The following is a 16,532-nucleotide window of genomic DNA, read 5'->3' as shown; positions in this document are numbered from 1 at the left end:
TTATAAAGAAAAACACTAAATTTGCACCACTCAAAATAGACGACTTTCGTTATGTTAAAAAAACTCTCCAACATTCTGTTTTCTACAAGACTTACAGCCTTTTTATTTATAGCTTTTGCAGTTGCAATGATTATTGGAACTTTTATGGATGCAGGACAAGAAACCTCGCCAACACCATATTCCAGAACGCTTATTTATAATGCTTGGTGGTTCGAAACCATTATGGTGTTATTTACCATAAATTTTATTGGAAATATTTTTAGGTATCGTCTTTTAAGAAAAGAAAAATGGGCAACTTTAGTATTACACTTAGCCTTTATCTTTATTTTTATTGGTGCGTTTATCACTAGATATATCAGTTTTGAAGGAATGATGGCCATTCGAGAAGGTGCCACCGAAAATACGTTTCTTTCTCAAAAAACATATTTAACCATGTACATTGATGGTGATTATGTGGTTAATGGACAACAAATGCGTTTGCCTGGAGAATATGAAACGGATTTTTCACATAGGCTTAATAATTCCTTTATTAAGAAAGAAAGTTATAACGGTCAACCAGTTACTGTTGAACTTGAAGAGTTTATTCAAAGCGCAGAAGAAGATATTATTCCAGATGAATCTGGAGAAAATTATTTAAAAATAGTGGAAGCTGGTATGGGAGGCTCTCATAACCACTTTTTAAAAGAAGGTCAAGTTCAAAGCATACACAATGTATTATATACACTAAATAAGCCAACTGATGGTGCAGTAAATATTACCTATACAGATAGTACCTTAACGATCCAATCTCCATACGAGGGCGAATACTTAACTATGGCAACACAAGCACAAGGAAAATTGGTTAAGGATAGTATTCAACCTTTGGCTTTACGTTCTAGATATATTATAGGCAATCAAACATTAGTATTTCCTAAACCTGTAATAAAAGGGGTGTTTGATGTTGTGAAAAAGTCAGAAATACTAAGAAATGACGAAGATGGTTTAGTGTTAAAAGTAACAGCCAACGACGAAACAAAAACCGTAAAACTGCTAGGAGGAAAAGGTACTAACAGTGCTTTTAAACAAGTAACTATAGGTGGTTTAGATTTTGCTTTTAAGTATGGTTCAAAAGTTATTGAATTACCATTTAGTATTAAGTTAAACGATTTTATTGCAAAACGATTTCCAGGAACAGACAATAGTTATTCTGCCTACGAAAGTAAAATTACAGTGTTGGACGAGCAAGAAGGCGATTTCGATTTCCATATTTATATGAATAATATATTGAATCATCGTGGATATAGGTTTTTTCAAGCATCGTTCGATCCTGACGAAAAAGGAACTATCTTATCTGTAAACCATGATTTTTGGGGAACTAATATCACCTATTTAGGCTATATTTTATTGTATTTAGGATTGATGGCAATATTATTTGCTAAGCATACGCGTTTTGATGATTTACGTAGAAACCTTCAAAAAATTAAAGCTAAAAAAGCAGCTACAATTATAGCTTTATTTTTGGCGACGACACTTGGAGCAAGCGCACAAGAAACGCATACAGAAGATGATGGTCATGAACATACGCAACAAGCACTAACAAAGGTTCAAGTGGACTCTATCTTAGGAGCGAATATTGCACCTAAAGAGCAAGCAGACAAGTTAGGACGATTGGTAATTCAAGATTTTGATGGACGTATGAAGCCTATAAACACATATGCTTCGGAGTTGTTACGTAAACTAACTAAACATGATACTTATGAAGGCTTTGATGCTAATCAGGTGTTTCTATCCATGCAAGAAAGTCCGTTTTTATGGTATAACGTGCCAATCATATATTTAAAGCTCAAAAAGGCCGATACTATTAGAAGTATTATTGGTTTAGAAAAAGGAGAGAAGTATGCAACTTTTGCTCATTTTTTTACTGAAAGAGGTGAATATAAGTTAGACCCTTATATGTATGAAGCTTCCACTGCACAAGTACCAACGGCCATTCAAAAGGAGTTTATAGAAGCTAATCAGCGGGTTAATTTATTATATAGCACTTTAAATGGTAATACATTAAAGATTTACCCTCTTCCAGAAGATGATAATAATAGATGGATTTCACCTTATGAATATCAAAATGAAAAGATTCAGTTAAAAGATTCGCTGTATGGAAACTTTATAAACACTGGTTTTAAAGCATATCTGTTTATGCTAAACGAAGGTAAAAGAACAGGCGATTTTGCTGAAAGCGATAAATTATTAGCTGCCATTAAAAAAACGCAAAAAAACTATGGTGCTGAGGTTATGATAAGTGATAAAAAGATTAATGCTGAAATTACTTATAATGAATGGGATATTTTCAAGAACCTATTTAGTTGGTATATGTATGCAGGAACATTAATGTTTGTACTGCTCATAGTACAAATATTTAAAGATAAAAGCAGAGGTGTTAATGTTGCTGTAACTGTTTTTAAATTTATTATTATAGGTTTATTCTTGTTGCATACAGCTGGACTTATAGTAAGATGGTATATATCTGGTCATGCACCTTGGAGCGATGCTTACGAATCAATGATATATGTAGCTTGGGCAACTATGTTGTTTGGCTTGCTATTTGGTCGTAAAAGCGATATTACATTGGCTTCAACTGCTTTTGTGACAGCCATGATATTAATGATTGCACACTGGAATTGGATGGATCCATCCATAGGTACTTTACAACCAGTTTTAAATAGCTATTGGTTAATGATTCATGTTGCTGTAATTGTAGGGAGTTATGGACCATTTACATTAGGTATGATTTTAGGAGTTGTATCATTATTACTTATGATATTTACTAATAAGGAGAATAAAGCAAAAATGAGTCTAAACATTAAAGAGTTAACCATTGTTAATGAAATGGCTTTAACAGTTGGTTTAGTAATGCTAACTATTGGAAACTTTCTTGGTGGTATGTGGGCAAACGAAAGCTGGGGACGTTATTGGGGATGGGATCCAAAAGAAACTTGGGCACTTATTAGTATTATGGTGTATGCGTTTGTAATTCACATGCGGTTAGTACCAGGACTAAGAGGGCGTTTTGGATTTAATTTAGCATCCATTATAGCATTTTCAAGTATTATTTTTACATATTTTGGTGTTAATTTTTATTTAGCAGGATTACATTCTTATCAATCAGGACAACAATTAGACAGTTTAAGTACTATTGCGGTTGTAATAGGAATCGTGGCACTACTTGCCATTTTTGCCTACCAAAAATATGCTAAATACTATAGAAAATAGTAATTATTAATTCATACAAATAATTTGGTGACTAAATTTTAGTAACTTAGAAATCAAAATATAGAGTATGAATTTTTTTAAAAAACTAGGCATTGCTAATGCTTTTATGTTAGGACTGTGTCTAGTAATAATAATTGTTGCCGAATACTTATTTCTTTCCGGTGAAGAGCTACATGGTATTTTTGTTGGCTTGTGGGCACCAATGCTTCTTGGGTTATTAATTTTATTTAAAATGGTAAATAATGGAAGCAAATAACATTGTATTATATTTTTCAATAATTGTAGCAGTGTTAGTTGCTATTTGGGCAATTGTAATAATTAGAGCTTATGATAAGATTGGTAAAGATTAATTTTCTATTAATTGTTTGTTTAGTAATTTTTGGTTGCAAAAATCACGAGTTAGAAGCTATAAAAATTAATACGTCTCAAGGCATGTCGTTATTAAATACGCCATTAATTAGAGCTCAGGTAGATGTTAAGCGAGATTCTTTACAAATAGTAAAATATCTGGAAGCTTTAAGTAATTACCAAAACAATAAAGATTGGCCAGATAACATTATTTGGTTAGGTAGAAGAATGGCTTATTTAGGAGATTATAAGCGTGCTATTGAACTATTTACAGAAGGTGTCAATAAATTTCCCGAAGATGCTCGTTTTTTAAGACACAGAGGTCATAGGTATATTAGTACACGACAACTTGACAAAGCTATTAAGGACTTCGAAAAAGCTAAATCATTAATCAAAAACACTGAAGATCAAGTTGAGCCAGATGGTATTCCTAATAGACTTAACCAACCTGTTTCAACTTTACATAATAATATCTACTATCATTTAGGACTAGCATATTATTTGAAAAATGACCTAAAAAATGCATTAATAGCATTTACTGACTGTTTAGATACTTCTAAAAATGACGATATGCAAGTGGCTACCAGACATTGGTTGTATATGATTTTACAACGAATGGATATGAAGGACGAAGCTGCGTCTATATTAGAACCTATTTCTAATGACATGACTATTATCGAAAATGTAGCCTACCATGATTTATTACTCTTTTATAAAGGAGAACGTACAGAAAGCCAGTTGCTAAAACTAGAAAATGGCTCTATTGGAGCAAACGAAGCAACACAATATGGTATTGCTAATTGGCATTACCACAATGGCAATATAGAAAAGGCTAATAAGATGTTTAACGACATTATTAAAAGCGGAAATTGGTCTGGATTTGGCTACATCGCAGCCGAAGCAGATGTTAGTAGAATGAAATAAAATTTGCCAGGTTAAAAATAAATGCTAATATTTGCGGCATTATGATTGGATAAACCCACTTTCCGTATTGTCGATTTTGTTCGACCCTTTTTGCAAAAAACCTTTAGTTTTTTGCTTTGTCTATATTTAATCATATCAACATGTCATCCAAAAATATTTCAATAAAACAATTTTTTAAGTACTTTAAAATTGCTGTCTCTGGTAAAGAAGAAAGCTTTACAACAGGTAGTATTCGTCGTGCTATTTTCATGCTCTCTATTCCAATGATTTTAGAGATGCTTATGGAGTCTATTTTCGCTATTGTCGATATTTTTTATGTCTCACAAGTAAGTGTTAATGCAGTAGCAACTATTGGATTAACCGAATCGGTCATTACATTGGTCTATGCTATTGCTATAGGTTTAAGTATGGCTGCTACAGCTATTGTGGCTCGTCGTGTGGGAGAAAACGATTTAAAAGGCGCATCACAAGCTGCAGTCCAAGTTATTTTTTTAGGAACAGCTGTGGCTATTGGTATTAGTGTTATTGGTATTATGTATCCTAAAGAAATTTTAAGCATTATGGGAGCTGAAACCGATCTTATTGAAGAGGGTTACGGTTATACCCAAGTACTATTAGGTGGTAACATTACCATTATGTTACTGTTTTTAATCAATGCAATTTTTAGAGGTGCTGGCAATGCATCTATTGCTATGTGGACGCTTATTTTGTCTAATGGACTTAATATTATATTAGATCCAATTTTTATCTTTGGATTTGGGCCTGTAGAAGCCTATGGTGTAGAAGGTGCAGCCATTGCAACTACAATAGGTCGCGGTAGTGCTGTAGTGTTTCAATTAGGAATATTATTCTTTGGTTACAGCAAAATTAAAGTCGCTGTTAAAGATCTAGTGCTTCAAGAAGGTGTCATGTTTAATTTAATAAAAGTATCGCTTGGTGGCATTGGTCAGTTTTTAATTGGTACAAGTAGTTGGGTGTTCTTAATGCGCATTATGAGTGAGTTCGGTAGCGAAGTACTAGCAGGTTATACCATTGCCATTCGTGTGATGATGTTTACTTTAATGCCAGCTTGGGGAATGAGTAATGCTGCTGCAACTTTAGTTGGACAAAATTTAGGAGCCAAACAACCAGAACGTGCCGAAACCTCTGTTTGGGTTACTGGAAAGTATAGTGCAATTTTTATGCTATTAGTGTCTATTGTGTATTTAGTATTCTCACCACAAATAATCGCTTTATTTACTGCTGAAGCCGAAGTGATTAAATATGGAAGTTTATGTTTAAGAGTGATTGCAGCTGGCTATGTGTTTTATGGTTATGGTATGGTAATCATTAATGCTTTTAATGGTTCGGGCGATACTAAAACACCAACATACATTAACTTTGTATGCTTTTGGCTGTTTCAACTACCTTTTGCCTACCTTATGGCTATTACTTTAGATTATGGACCAGTTGGCGTATTTGCAGCCATTACCTTAGCTGAAATTTTAATTGCCATTATTGGTGTTATTTGGTTTAAAAAAGGGAAATGGAAGTTAATAAAAGTATAGTAAACATATTTATTTTTAATTTAGAGCTATTAAAAGGACACTATGGCAAAGCAGGGACGTGAGAAAAACACTAAGAATAAGGCAAAGCATAGCAAATTAATGACTCGTAAAAAGAACAAGCTTAAAACTGAAAAAGAAATACGTAAAGAGCGATTAAAGGCAATTATTGCTAAATCAAAAGGATTATAGTTGCTTAACCTCTCTAACCATACCTATATTTATATCTAGCTTAATATCACCAATTCTAACACGTACTAATCTTAAAGTTGGAAAGCCAACTATAGCAGTCATTTTTCGCACTTGCCTAAATTTACCTTCAGTAAGTGTTATGGAAATCCAAGACGTTGGGCCATGGCGTTCATCACGAACATGTCGTTGTTTAATGGGATAATCAGAAAGGTCATGAACACGAAAAACGACACATGGTTTTGTATGGTAAGGCTTACCATGTATAGTAATTGTTACACCTTTTTGCAATTTATTAATAGCATTATCTGTAATAACACCATCTACTTGTACATAATATTCTTTTTCAAATTTATGACTAGTAATTCTAGTACTAACTTTTCCATTTGTGGTAAGTAATAGTAAGCCTTCAGACTTTTCGTCTAAACGACCAATAGCCATAGTGTTCTTGTGAAAATTATAGAGTTCACCAAGTAATTTTTTGTTTTTACGTTTGTTTTGATTATTTATAAACTGACTCAAATAACCATAAGGTTTATGTAATACGTAATGGCTATGAATTTCTTGTTGCATATTAAGCTGCAATGTATTGCTTTTTTTCTAACTTTATCTCACTATAAAATTACTAATATGTCAAAAAATAAGTTAGGTGAAAACACCATTTGTACCCATACAGGAGAACTAGAGGATAAAACTTTTAAAGGTGCGGTATCACCAATATACATGTCAACCTCTTATGAGTTTATGGATGTTGAAATTGGTCGTTATCCACGTTATTTTAATACCCCAAACCAAGAATATTTAGCAAAAAAAATTGCAGCACTTGAACACGCCGAAGCAGCAATGATTTTTACGTCTGGGATGGCAGTTATTAGCACCACCTTGTTAGCTTTTTTAAATTCTGGCGACCATTTAGTTTTGCAAAATGATATTTACGGTGGTACTCGTAATTTAATTGAGGCACATTTTGATAGATATAACATAGAGTATAGCTTTACTAATGGTTTGCATGTAGATGATTTTGAAGCATGTATAAAACCAAACACAAAGCTTATTTATTTAGAATCACCTTCAAATCCTTTATTAAAATTAGTGGATATTGAAGCAGTTGCTAAGTTAGCAAAATCAAAAAATATGATCTCTATTATAGATAATACGTTTGCCACTCCAATTATTCAAAAGCCAATTGATTTAGGAATTGATATTGTACTGCATAGTGCAACTAAATATTTTGGAGGTCATAGTGATATTAGTGCAGGAGCAGTAGCAACTACACAAGAGCATATAGATACTATTTGGACTTTAGCGAAAAATCTAGGAGGGAATTTAAGTGACTTTACCGTATGGATGCTTGAGCGTAGTATGAAAACATTAAGCATTCGAGTTAAGGCACAACAAAAAAATGCTAAAAAAATGGCAAAAATTTTAAATAAAAATGAAGCAATTAGTAAGGTATATTATCCTGGTTTAAAAAGTCATCCAGATTATAAACTCGCAAAGAAGCAAATGAAAGGTTTTGGAGCGATGTTGTCGTTTGATTTAGCTGAAGGCTTAGATGCTGAGCTATTTTTAAAATCGCTAAAACTTATTAAACCCTCAATGAGTTTAGCAGGTGTAGAGAGTACTATGATTTTACCAGCGTTAACCTCGCATGCATTATTATCTCCAGAAGATAGAGCAGTACAAGGTATTAAAGATGGACTCATTCGTTTTTCAGTAGGGTTAGAAGAAGTTGATGATTTAATAAATGATATAAAACAAGCCCTTAAAGTAATAATTAGCTAAAAAGTAATAAAAAGTGAACCATAGTATTTTTTTTAAAAGTATAAAAATATACAATGACGAATTACGATAGATAAACGATAATTAAATATAAAAGATGAAATTAGATATATTAGCTATAGGAGCACATCCTGATGATGTAGAATTAGGTTGTGGTGCAACGCTAGCAAAAGAGATTGCCAATGGAAAAAAAGTAGGTATCATTGATTTAACCAGAGGTGAATTAGGTACGCGAGGTACTGCAGAAACAAGAGACGAAGAATCTTTACAAGCAGCTAAGATTTTAGGGGTTTCCGTAAGAACAAATATGGAGTTTGCTGATGGGTTTTTTGTTAATGATAAAACCCATCAACTAGAACTTATTAAAATGATACGAAAGTATCGTCCAGAGATTGTGTTATGTAACGCTATTGACGACAGACATATAGATCATGGTAAAGGAAGTAAATTAGTAAGTGATGCCTGTTTTTTAAGCGGTTTGTTAAAAATTGATACCAAATGTCCAGATGAAGATGGTTGGCAAGAACCTTGGCGACCAAAGCATGTATATCATTATATTCAGTGGAAAAATATTGAACCAGATTTTGTAGTAGATGTTACTGGGTTTATAGATAAAAAAATGGAAGCTGTTTTAGCTTATAAAACACAGTTTTTCGATCCTAAAAGCAATGAGCCAGAAACACCAATTTCCAGCAAAAATTTCACTGACAGTATAGAATACAGAGCGAGAGATTTAGGGCGTTTAATAGGAGTGGAGCATGGTGAAGGTTTTACAGTAGAACGCTATGTTGCAGTAGGTAGTTTATACGATTTAAAATAATTGCAAAAAACTCTTTGTAAAAAAAAGGAAATAATTTACATTTGCACTCGCCTTTAAAGGCATTATTAACATGGTGGTTGTAGCTCAGCTGGTTAGAGCATTGGTTTGTGGTACCAAGGGTCGCGGGTTCGAATCCCGTCTTCCACCCAGAAAGACAAAGTCTCTCAGAAATGAGGGGCTTTTTTTGTGGTTTTAATTTATTTTTTTTGATTTAACAAAGCAATAGTTGTTGGTAGCATAACAAACAAAAAAGCCTCCCTTTTTGGGAGGCTTCTTATTATATAATTTTGAATACTTTTTTTATTCTTCAGTAGTTTTATCAACTACAATACGTTCTGCACGATTTGCTAATTCCCATGCTGTATGGAATACCAAGCGTGATCTATTTTCTAATAAGTCATAATTAATTTTATCTGGCGTATCTGTATGTCTGTGATAGTCATCATGAGTACCATTAAAATAAAAAATGATTGGAATGTTATTTTTTGCAAAGTTGTAATGATCTGAACGATAATAGAAACGGTTAGGGTCGTTCTCATCATTATACGTATAATCTAACTCAATATTCGTAAAAGTTTTATTTACTTCTTCTGAAATTTCGTGTAATTCAGTACTTAGCTTATCTGCTCCAATTAAGTAGATGTAGTTTCTGTCACCTTCACGTTTTGGATCAATACGACCAACCATATCAATATTTAAGTTAGCAACTGTGTTTGCAAGAGGTTTTAACGGTTCGTAATCAGTATAATATCTAGAACCTAATAATCCTTTTTCTTCACCAGTTACGTGTAAAAAGATAACCGAACGTTTTGGACCATGTCCTTTGTCGGCTGCTGTTTTAAATGCTTCAGCAATTTCTAATAATGAAACGGTACCAGATCCGTCATCATCAGCACCATTATTTATTTCACCTTTACTGTTTATACCAATATGATCTAAGTGAGATGAAATAACAATATATTCGTCTGGCTTTTCAGATCCTGTAATCATTGCTGCTACATTCTCTGAAGGACGAGATTCAGTAATGCTTTCGTAGTTGATATCTAGTTTTGTTGGTACTGAAGCTGTTTCAGTTGTTTCGTTTATATTACTTACTAAAGCTTTACCCATTTTTTCACTAATTAAGAAATCGTAAATTTCTGGGTCAGCACCTTCTTTTACAGGTAACGACAATCTATTGCTTCCACCACTAGCTTCACGTTCTTTGTAAAAAGTTGAATAACGGTTAAATAATTCAGCATCCATAAAGAAAATAGCCTTTGCTCCATTCTCCTTAGCAGCCGTTCTTTTAGATGAAAGTGCTTGACGACCGTTAGACCATTTTGAAGCTTCTTTTCCACCACTAAGAATGTTATTTCCTGCTTTATCTTTAGGCTCTCCACCTTTAACAACTACTACTTTTCCTTTTACATCAAGGTTTTCGTAATCACTATACTTTTCATCATCAATTCCAAAACCTGCATATACTATTTCTGAAGCAGACAACGTTCCTGTTGCGGCAGCAGTTTGCGAAATAAAATCTTCAAAGTAATTAAAAGACTCGCCATTAACAGAAATACTTACATTAGGTGTTTTTACTACGTTTAAAGGTACTGTTTGAAAATAATTGCCTTCGATCACAGAAGGAATTCCTAGAGTTTCGTATTCTTTTTTAATATACTCTACAGCTTTTTTTTGTCCAGGCTCTCCAGTCTCACGCCCTTCAAACTCATCAGAAGCATAAATGTATAAATGGTCTTTTAACTCATCTTGAGTAATAGTACTTGCATAATTAATAATATCTTCTTGGGTAGCTTCTTTTTTACAAGAAAAAGCTATTAAAGAGATACTTAATAGAATTAGTGTTTTTTTCATTTTATTAGATTGTTATGTTTAAGTGATGTGCGATAATACGAAAAAAGAACGATTATGATGCCTTTTACAGCATGTCTTTTAACACTTTTTAACACATTATTTGTCAACAATTATGCGATTTTCTTGATTAGCGAGTTGCCATGCAGTCGCAAAAACAAGTTTTGCACGTTTTTCTAAGATGTTGTATTCAATTTTATCTGGTGTATCTGTAACTTGATGATAGTCTTCATGCTCTCCATTAAAATAGAATATCACAGGAATATTATGCTTTGCAAAATTGTAGTGATCAGATCTGTAATAATAGCGATTATGCTCATTTTCTTCGTTATACTTATAGTTAAGATCAAGATTTGTAAACTCATTGTTAACAGTCTCTGAGATAAAGTGTAACTCAGTGCTTAATCTATCGGATCCAATAAGATAGACGTACTCAGGATTATTTTCATGATACTTATCTACACGACCAATCATATCGATATTTAGATTTGCTACTGTATTTTTTAAAGGAAATATTGGGTTTTCGGTATAAAATTTAGAGCCTTGTAATCCAGATTCTTCTGCAGTTAAATGCAAAAATAGTATGCTTCGTTTTGGGCCATGACCATTTTTTTTAGCTTCATTAAAAGCTTGAGCCATTTCCATAAGTGCTACTGTACCCGAGCCATCATCATCAGCACCATTATATATATCCCCCTCATTATCAGTACCTTCATGGTCGTGGTGTGCCGAAAGGATGATAACTTCGTTTGGTTTTTCAGTACCTTCGATATAAGCTAATAAATTTTCAGTGTCGTTAAATTCGTCTCCTAAATAATGTTTTGGTATTACTTGTAAATAACTAGAATCGGCTAGTGGAGAAGGTATGTTTTGAGATTTGTAATAGTCTCGTAAAAATTTAACTGCTTTCTTTTGCCCTTCACTTCCGGCTTTTCTTCCGTTAAAGTCATCAGAAGCAAAAAGGTATAAATGTTCTTTTAATTCTGTAGATGTTATTGTTTTTGAGTATGTTTTTACTTGTTCAGGTTGTACAATTTCAATATTGTCAGCAATGGCTTGCATTTTTTCCTTATGGCTTAAGCTTGCACAAGATCCAATAAGTACTAATGCCGAAACGTATATTAAAACTTTCATGAAGTTACCCTTTGTTCAAATGTTAATCACCAAGCATTTTTTTAACATAAATGATTATTTGAGAATAATCATACTAAAGAAATATATAGCTGATGAATTAAGCAATTAATTATTAGGCAAATAAAGTGAAAATATGTTTAATTTTCAATATCTAAATCTTCTAATTCTTCAAGCGCATCTTCTTTTGATTGTTTTTCTTTTTCGATGGTTTCAATATCGTTTTCTACAATGTTTTCATCAAACGCAATTCTATATAAAGATAAAGCAAAGGCTACAATGGTCACTAAAAAAATAACTTTAACAAACTTAGTGTTTGCACTTACTTTTTGAGTCATTTTGTAAGCAATAAAGCATAGTATAAATGCTGCAATTATGGGTATTAAAGCTATTTTGCCAAAAGGTAAAATAGAAAGTATTAGTCCAATAATTGCAGTTATTAAAGATAAGATAGTAATTGCTAATCTTAATTTTTTAACAATAGCAGCAAAAATCAGAATTAAAATAAGAGAGATAAAACCCAAATAAACATATAAAGTCATAATTTTAATTTTTTAAACCGGTTGCACTTTGTATTCTTAATTCACCATTACCAACAGGAACTTTAAATTTGGCATAGACAGGGATTTTATTTTCATCGGCTGTTAACCAAAGTAAGTTATTATTAGTGCCTTCTAAAAGGTTATTCTTATTAATGGCTATTGCTAATTTATAGCATTCTTTTTTACCAATATTGGTACTAATAGTTTCTTTAGCCAATAAAGTGAGTGTTACTTTAAATTCTTCGTTGTCCATTAATACAGTAAAAGTATCAGCACTACCAATAGTTGCTTTGTGTATATCTAAATTTCTAATGTGATATAGGGTTGCTACTAGATCTCTTGTGTTAGTAGAGATGGTTATATTTTTATTTTCATCCCAAAAGGTACCATCACCACGTCTTTTTCTTTTTAAGCTTTTTACAGTATTTGTATTATGGTTGTAGTTATATTGCATAAATTTATAGTAACCACCTTCGTTAATATCTCGTTTGTATAAATATGGTTTTAAAGAAGTAGGGTGTACATAGGTTTCGTATAAATCGTTTATCTTAAAGAAATTATCCCATTTACTATAGGTTCTGGCTTTACATTTTAAATGTAATAACGTGCTCTTTGAAGTGTTTACTTCGCTGGTTTCCATAGTTACTTGAGCTAAATCGGTTAATAACCCAGACATATTATACGAGGCTGTAAATACAAGCTTCTCGTTAGTGCCAACAGCATTATTTTGACCTTGAAAAGTAAATGCCCAAAAGCATAGTAAAGTAAATAATAATGATTTCATAAGTAGTAGTTTGTAGATTATATCGCAAATATTAACATTTATTATACCAAAATAGAGCTTACTATATTAAAAACTAACTAAATATATCCTTATAGATTAACTGATAATTATCATAGTTTTTATATGCTCGCTATAATACATTTACTTTGTTAAAAATAGAAAGAATTTTGAAATCAATTTTATTACCTACAGATTTTTCGAATAATTCCATCAATGCAATTAACTATGCAGTAGAATTATTAAAAGATGAAGTATGTGAATTTTATGTTATAAACATTCAAAAAGCATCCTCTTTTGTGTCTGATGATTTAATGACCATGACCTCTTCGGCAACAATCTATCATACATTAATTGATATTGCCAAAAAGTCTATTAAGAACATAATAGATGATGTTAAGGAAACGTATAATAATAATTTACATCAGTTTTATTCTATTGTTGACTATGATAATTTTGTTGATGGCATTAATCAAGCTTGTGAATCAAGAAACATTGATTTAATAATTATGGGAACTAAAGGTGCTTCTGGTGCCGAAAAAGTTCTTTTTGGAAGTAATACAGCAAGAGTTATGCAACGTTGTAATACACCAGTTTTGGCTATACCAGATGGATGCAAATTTAAAGGTGTAGATAAAATTGCGTTTACTTCAAATTATTTAATTAAGTATAGCAACAAAGACCTTAAGTCGTTATATGATATTTCATCACTTTATAAATCTAGTATAGATATCATTCACGTTACTAATAATGGAGATTTAACATCAAGTCAAGAAAATAATAGAGCTTTTTTAGACGCGTATTTTAGTAATTTAAAGCATGAATTTATCGATCTTGAAAAAGCAGATATTTTTAAAGCTATACAAGATTATATAAAAGAAAAAAACATTAAAATATTAGCAATGACAAGTAGGCATCACTCTTTTTTAGAGCGGCTCTTTACAAGACATTTAGTAGAAGCTTTTGCCTTTAATATTGATATTCCATTTTTAGTAATGGAAAATAGCAACCAATAAGAAGCATGATTAATAATATTTATTATTTGAAAGCCTCATTGTAACATAAGTTACTTATGGGGCTTTCATGATTTTTGTCATAATTTACTGCATGCAAAACCTATAATTTTACCCTAGATTTTATAAATTTATAGAGAATACATTATAAAACGCTAAACTTATATAAAGATGAAAAGATTATTAATATTAGGAGCAGGAACCTCTGGAACCATGATGGCAAACCATTTGGTGTCTAAACTTCCCAAGAATGACTGGAAAATTACAATTGTTGATCAATATAAAACACATTATTATCAACCAGGGTTTTTATTTTTACCTTTTGACATTTACACCACAAAGCAAGTAAAGAAAAATGGGAAGAAATTTATTCCTAAAAAGGTAGAGTATATTCAAAAGAAAATAGAATTAATACAACCTGAAGCTAATAAGGTAGAACTAGAAGGAGGTGAAATATTAAATTATGATATTTTAATTGTAGCAACTGGCACAAAAATAGCTCCAGCCGAAACTGAAGGTATGGATGGTCCAATGTGGCACAAAAATATATTTGATTTCTATACTTACGAAGGTGCTAAAGCATTACGTAATAAACTTCGTGAGTGGAAAGGTGGTAAATTGGTAGTACATATAACAGAAATGCCTATAAAATGTCCTGTTGCTCCATTAGAGTTTGCATTTTTAGCAGATTCATATTTTAAAAATAAAGGCATGAGAGATAAGGTTGATATAACTTATGTAACACCCTTAGGAGGTGCTTTTACAAAACCTAAAGCAACCGAAACGCTTCACTATTTATTAGAAGAAAAAAATATAAAAGAAGTAACAGATTTTAGCATAGAAAGAGTTGATTACGAAAACAACAAAATAATTGATTATGCAGATACTGAAGTAGAGTACGATTTATTGGTAACAGTGCCAACAAATATGGGAGATGAGCTCATAGAAAAATCAGGCATGGGAGACGATTTAAACTTTATTCCAACCAATAAAGCAACGCTGCAAACAAATGATTACGAAAATATTTTTGCCATAGGTGATGCTACTAATTTACCAGCATCAAAAGCAGGTTCTGTAGCACATTTTGAAGCAGAAATTTTAACCGAAAACATTTTAAGATACATTAATGGAGAACCATTAAAAGAAGAATTTGATGGTCACGCAAACTGTTTTATCGAAACAGGTAACGGAAAAGCATTATTAATTGACTTCAATTATACTCACGAACCAGTTGAAGGTTCATTCCCTTTTCCACACGTAGGACCATTAAGCTTATTAAAAGAAAGTAGAACAAACCATATGGGTAAAATGGCATTTAGATGGATTTATTGGAATATGTTAATTAAAGGAATACACATACCATTTGTATCTGCTACAATGAGTGAAAAAGGAAAACATTTTGAAACAATAGAAAAATAATAACATTAAAACAATATATATCATGATTAAAACATTTTGTAAAACACAGGTAGAAGTAAACGTTTCAGAAGACGGATACTTAGAAGATATGTCTCAATGGAACAAAGAGATTGCACATGAAATAGCTGACGAAATTGGTATTGAATTAACCGATAAGCATTTTGAAGTTATAAACTATTTACGCGAAAAAGCTGCTGCAAAAGAGGCTTTAACAATTAGAAAAGTAGGAAAATCAGGTATTGTTACTATAAAAGAATTATATCAATTGTTTCCAAAGGGGCCTTTAAAATTCTCATCAAAAATAGCAGGGATACCTAAGCCAACGAGCTGTATATAATTAATTATAAAAAAAAATTAAAAATGGAAACACAAGAGGCAAATACAAAAAAAGAAATAGTAGAGAAAAAACCTTTGGAAAAAGTATGTATAATATGTGCTAAAGGTAGTTTGGAAGATGTTTATGCAACATTAGTTATGGCTAATGGTGCAGTAATGGAAGGAATAGAAACCAATGTATTCTTTACTTTCTTTGGTCTTGATGGTATAACCAAAAAACAAATGAATCATTTGCATACTGCAACAATAGGTAATCCAGCTATGAGAATGCCAGGTGGACTTCCATTCCCAACCATGCTTGGTGGTTTACCAGGAGTTGAAACTGCAGTTTCTGGCATGATGCGTAAACAAATGGAGGAGCTAGATATGCCTCCAGTAGAAGAGTTTTTAGAAATGATTACAGCTGGTGGAGGTACTATTTACGCATGTAAATTAGCTATAGATATGTTTAAACTAGAGAAAAAAGATTTATCTGATGAAGTAGAAGACATAATCACTATTGGACAATTTTATGAATTATGTGATGGTGATAGAACACAAATTATTTTTACATAGTAGTTATACTAAAGCATAAAAAAAACCGATATGTTTAATATCGGTTTTTTT

The 16,532-nt window shown here is 32.0% G+C and carries 16 protein-coding genes and 1 tRNA gene; 12 read left to right on the top strand and 5 right to left on the bottom strand.

Annotation, left to right across the window (positions count from 1 at the left end):
- The first annotated feature begins 51 nt into the window (after positions 1-51).
- The 5 genes from ccsA (at position 52) to E5167_RS15395 (ending at position 6,254) form a co-directional block, all read left to right on the top strand.
- Positions 52-3,246 carry a cytochrome c biogenesis protein gene (gene ccsA / locus E5167_RS08080; protein WP_136842904.1) on the top strand — a complete coding sequence of 1,065 codons (3,195 nt, stop codon included), beginning with the start codon at positions 52-54 and terminating at the stop codon, positions 3,244-3,246.
- Between the two features lie 67 nt (positions 3,247-3,313).
- Complete coding sequence (locus tag E5167_RS08075) at positions 3,314-3,502, top strand: hypothetical protein (protein WP_136842903.1); 189 nt, start codon at positions 3,314-3,316, stop codon at positions 3,500-3,502.
- A gap of 71 nt (positions 3,503-3,573) precedes the next feature.
- Complete coding sequence (locus E5167_RS08070; RefSeq protein WP_136842901.1) at positions 3,574-4,518, top strand: tetratricopeptide repeat protein; 945 nt, start codon at positions 3,574-3,576, stop codon at positions 4,516-4,518.
- A gap of 140 nt (positions 4,519-4,658) precedes the next feature.
- A complete protein-coding gene (locus E5167_RS08065) occupies positions 4,659-6,065 on the top strand; it encodes an MATE family efflux transporter (RefSeq protein WP_136842899.1) in 1,407 nt (468 codons plus the stop codon).
- Between the two features lie 42 nt (positions 6,066-6,107).
- A complete protein-coding gene (locus E5167_RS15395) occupies positions 6,108-6,254 on the top strand; it encodes a hypothetical protein (protein ID WP_169301401.1) in 147 nt (48 codons plus the stop codon).
- Here the strand turns inward: E5167_RS15395 and E5167_RS08060 are convergent.
- Positions 6,249-6,824 carry a pseudouridine synthase gene (locus E5167_RS08060; RefSeq protein WP_136842898.1) on the bottom strand — a complete coding sequence of 192 codons (576 nt, stop codon included), beginning with the start codon at positions 6,822-6,824 and terminating at the stop codon, positions 6,249-6,251. The two genes, E5167_RS15395 and E5167_RS08060, sit on opposite strands and share 6 nt — an antisense overlap.
- 57 nt (positions 6,825-6,881) lie before the next feature.
- Here E5167_RS08060 and E5167_RS08055 point away from each other — a divergent pair, with 57 nt between their 5' ends.
- From E5167_RS08055 to E5167_RS08045, 3 genes are all read left to right on the top strand, one after another.
- Positions 6,882-8,036, top strand: a complete 1,155-nt coding sequence (locus E5167_RS08055) for a trans-sulfuration enzyme family protein (protein WP_136842896.1) — start codon at positions 6,882-6,884, stop codon at positions 8,034-8,036.
- A 94-nt stretch (positions 8,037-8,130) separates the two neighbouring features.
- The gene (bshB1, locus tag E5167_RS08050; protein ID WP_136842894.1) at positions 8,131-8,853 is read left to right on the top strand and encodes a bacillithiol biosynthesis deacetylase BshB1; all 723 of its coding nucleotides are present in this window, start codon (positions 8,131-8,133) and stop codon (positions 8,851-8,853) included.
- Positions 8,854-8,925: 72 nt separating this feature from the next.
- Positions 8,926-9,001: transfer RNA gene (locus tag E5167_RS08045), tRNA-His, on the top strand.
- Between the two features lie 152 nt (positions 9,002-9,153).
- On the opposite strand, the gene E5167_RS08040 is transcribed toward E5167_RS08045, so the two are convergent.
- From E5167_RS08040 to E5167_RS08025, 4 genes are all read right to left on the bottom strand, one after another.
- The gene (locus tag E5167_RS08040) at positions 9,154-10,707 is read right to left on the bottom strand and encodes a M28 family peptidase (protein ID WP_136842892.1); all 1,554 of its coding nucleotides are present in this window, start codon (positions 10,705-10,707) and stop codon (positions 9,154-9,156) included.
- Positions 10,708-10,803: 96 nt separating this feature from the next.
- Positions 10,804-11,838 (bottom strand): M28 family metallopeptidase, encoded by a 1,035-nt coding sequence (locus E5167_RS08035; protein WP_136842890.1) that lies wholly within the window; start codon positions 11,836-11,838, stop codon positions 10,804-10,806.
- 137 nt (positions 11,839-11,975) lie between these two features.
- Positions 11,976-12,377 (bottom strand): hypothetical protein, encoded by a 402-nt coding sequence (locus E5167_RS08030; protein ID WP_136842888.1) that lies wholly within the window; start codon positions 12,375-12,377, stop codon positions 11,976-11,978.
- Positions 12,378-12,381: 4 nt separating this feature from the next.
- On the bottom strand, positions 12,382-13,161 hold the full coding sequence (locus E5167_RS08025; protein WP_136842886.1) for a DUF3108 domain-containing protein: 780 nt from the start codon (positions 13,159-13,161) through the stop codon (positions 12,382-12,384).
- A 167-nt stretch (positions 13,162-13,328) separates the two neighbouring features.
- On the opposite strand from E5167_RS08025, the gene E5167_RS08020 reads away from it, so the two are divergent.
- From E5167_RS08020 to E5167_RS08005, 4 genes are all read left to right on the top strand, one after another.
- Entirely contained in the window at positions 13,329-14,174 is an 846-nt protein-coding gene (locus tag E5167_RS08020) for a universal stress protein (RefSeq protein ID WP_169301400.1), read from the top strand.
- 168 nt (positions 14,175-14,342) lie between these two features.
- Positions 14,343-15,590, top strand: a complete 1,248-nt coding sequence (gene sqr, locus E5167_RS08015; protein WP_136842882.1) for a type III sulfide quinone reductase, selenoprotein subtype — start codon at positions 14,343-14,345, stop codon at positions 15,588-15,590.
- A 22-nt stretch (positions 15,591-15,612) separates the two neighbouring features.
- Complete coding sequence (locus tag E5167_RS08010) at positions 15,613-15,927, top strand: TusE/DsrC/DsvC family sulfur relay protein (protein ID WP_136842880.1); 315 nt, start codon at positions 15,613-15,615, stop codon at positions 15,925-15,927.
- Positions 15,928-15,950: 23 nt separating this feature from the next.
- On the top strand, positions 15,951-16,481 hold the full coding sequence (locus E5167_RS08005) for a DsrE/DsrF/DrsH-like family protein (RefSeq protein ID WP_136842878.1): 531 nt from the start codon (positions 15,951-15,953) through the stop codon (positions 16,479-16,481).
- Positions 16,482-16,532: the final 51 nt, after the last annotated feature.

The organism is Pontimicrobium aquaticum (assembly GCF_005047595.1).
Classification (GTDB): Bacteria; Bacteroidota; Bacteroidia; order Flavobacteriales; family Flavobacteriaceae; genus Pontimicrobium; species Pontimicrobium aquaticum.
This window is presented reverse-complemented; position numbering and strand designations above follow the sequence as displayed.

Bases quoted from the DNA above. Each gene is read 5' to 3' on its own strand.
- E5167_RS08030 (WP_136842888.1), bottom strand. From the start codon at position 12,377: ATGACTTTATATGTTTATTTGGGTTTTATCTCTCTTATTTTAATTCTG.
- E5167_RS08060 (WP_136842898.1), bottom strand. From the start codon at position 6,824: ATGCAACAAGAAATTCATAGCCATTACGTATTACATAAACCTTATGGT.
- E5167_RS08075 (WP_136842903.1), top strand. From the start codon at position 3,314: ATGAATTTTTTTAAAAAACTAGGCATTGCTAATGCTTTTATGTTAGGA.
- E5167_RS08005 (WP_136842878.1), top strand. From the start codon at position 15,951: ATGGAAACACAAGAGGCAAATACAAAAAAAGAAATAGTAGAGAAAAAA.
- bshB1 (WP_136842894.1), top strand. From the start codon at position 8,131: ATGAAATTAGATATATTAGCTATAGGAGCACATCCTGATGATGTAGAA.
- E5167_RS08040 (WP_136842892.1), bottom strand. From the start codon at position 10,707: ATGAAAAAAACACTAATTCTATTAAGTATCTCTTTAATAGCTTTTTCT.
- ccsA (WP_136842904.1), top strand. From the start codon at position 52: ATGTTAAAAAAACTCTCCAACATTCTGTTTTCTACAAGACTTACAGCC.
- E5167_RS15395 (WP_169301401.1), top strand. From the start codon at position 6,108: ATGGCAAAGCAGGGACGTGAGAAAAACACTAAGAATAAGGCAAAGCAT.
- E5167_RS08065 (WP_136842899.1), top strand. From the start codon at position 4,659: ATGTCATCCAAAAATATTTCAATAAAACAATTTTTTAAGTACTTTAAA.
- E5167_RS08025 (WP_136842886.1), bottom strand. From the start codon at position 13,161: ATGAAATCATTATTATTTACTTTACTATGCTTTTGGGCATTTACTTTT.
- sqr (WP_136842882.1), top strand. From the start codon at position 14,343: ATGAAAAGATTATTAATATTAGGAGCAGGAACCTCTGGAACCATGATG.
- E5167_RS08070 (WP_136842901.1), top strand. From the start codon at position 3,574: ATGATAAGATTGGTAAAGATTAATTTTCTATTAATTGTTTGTTTAGTA.
- E5167_RS08010 (WP_136842880.1), top strand. From the start codon at position 15,613: ATGATTAAAACATTTTGTAAAACACAGGTAGAAGTAAACGTTTCAGAA.
- E5167_RS08035 (WP_136842890.1), bottom strand. From the start codon at position 11,838: ATGAAAGTTTTAATATACGTTTCGGCATTAGTACTTATTGGATCTTGT.
- E5167_RS08055 (WP_136842896.1), top strand. From the start codon at position 6,882: ATGTCAAAAAATAAGTTAGGTGAAAACACCATTTGTACCCATACAGGA.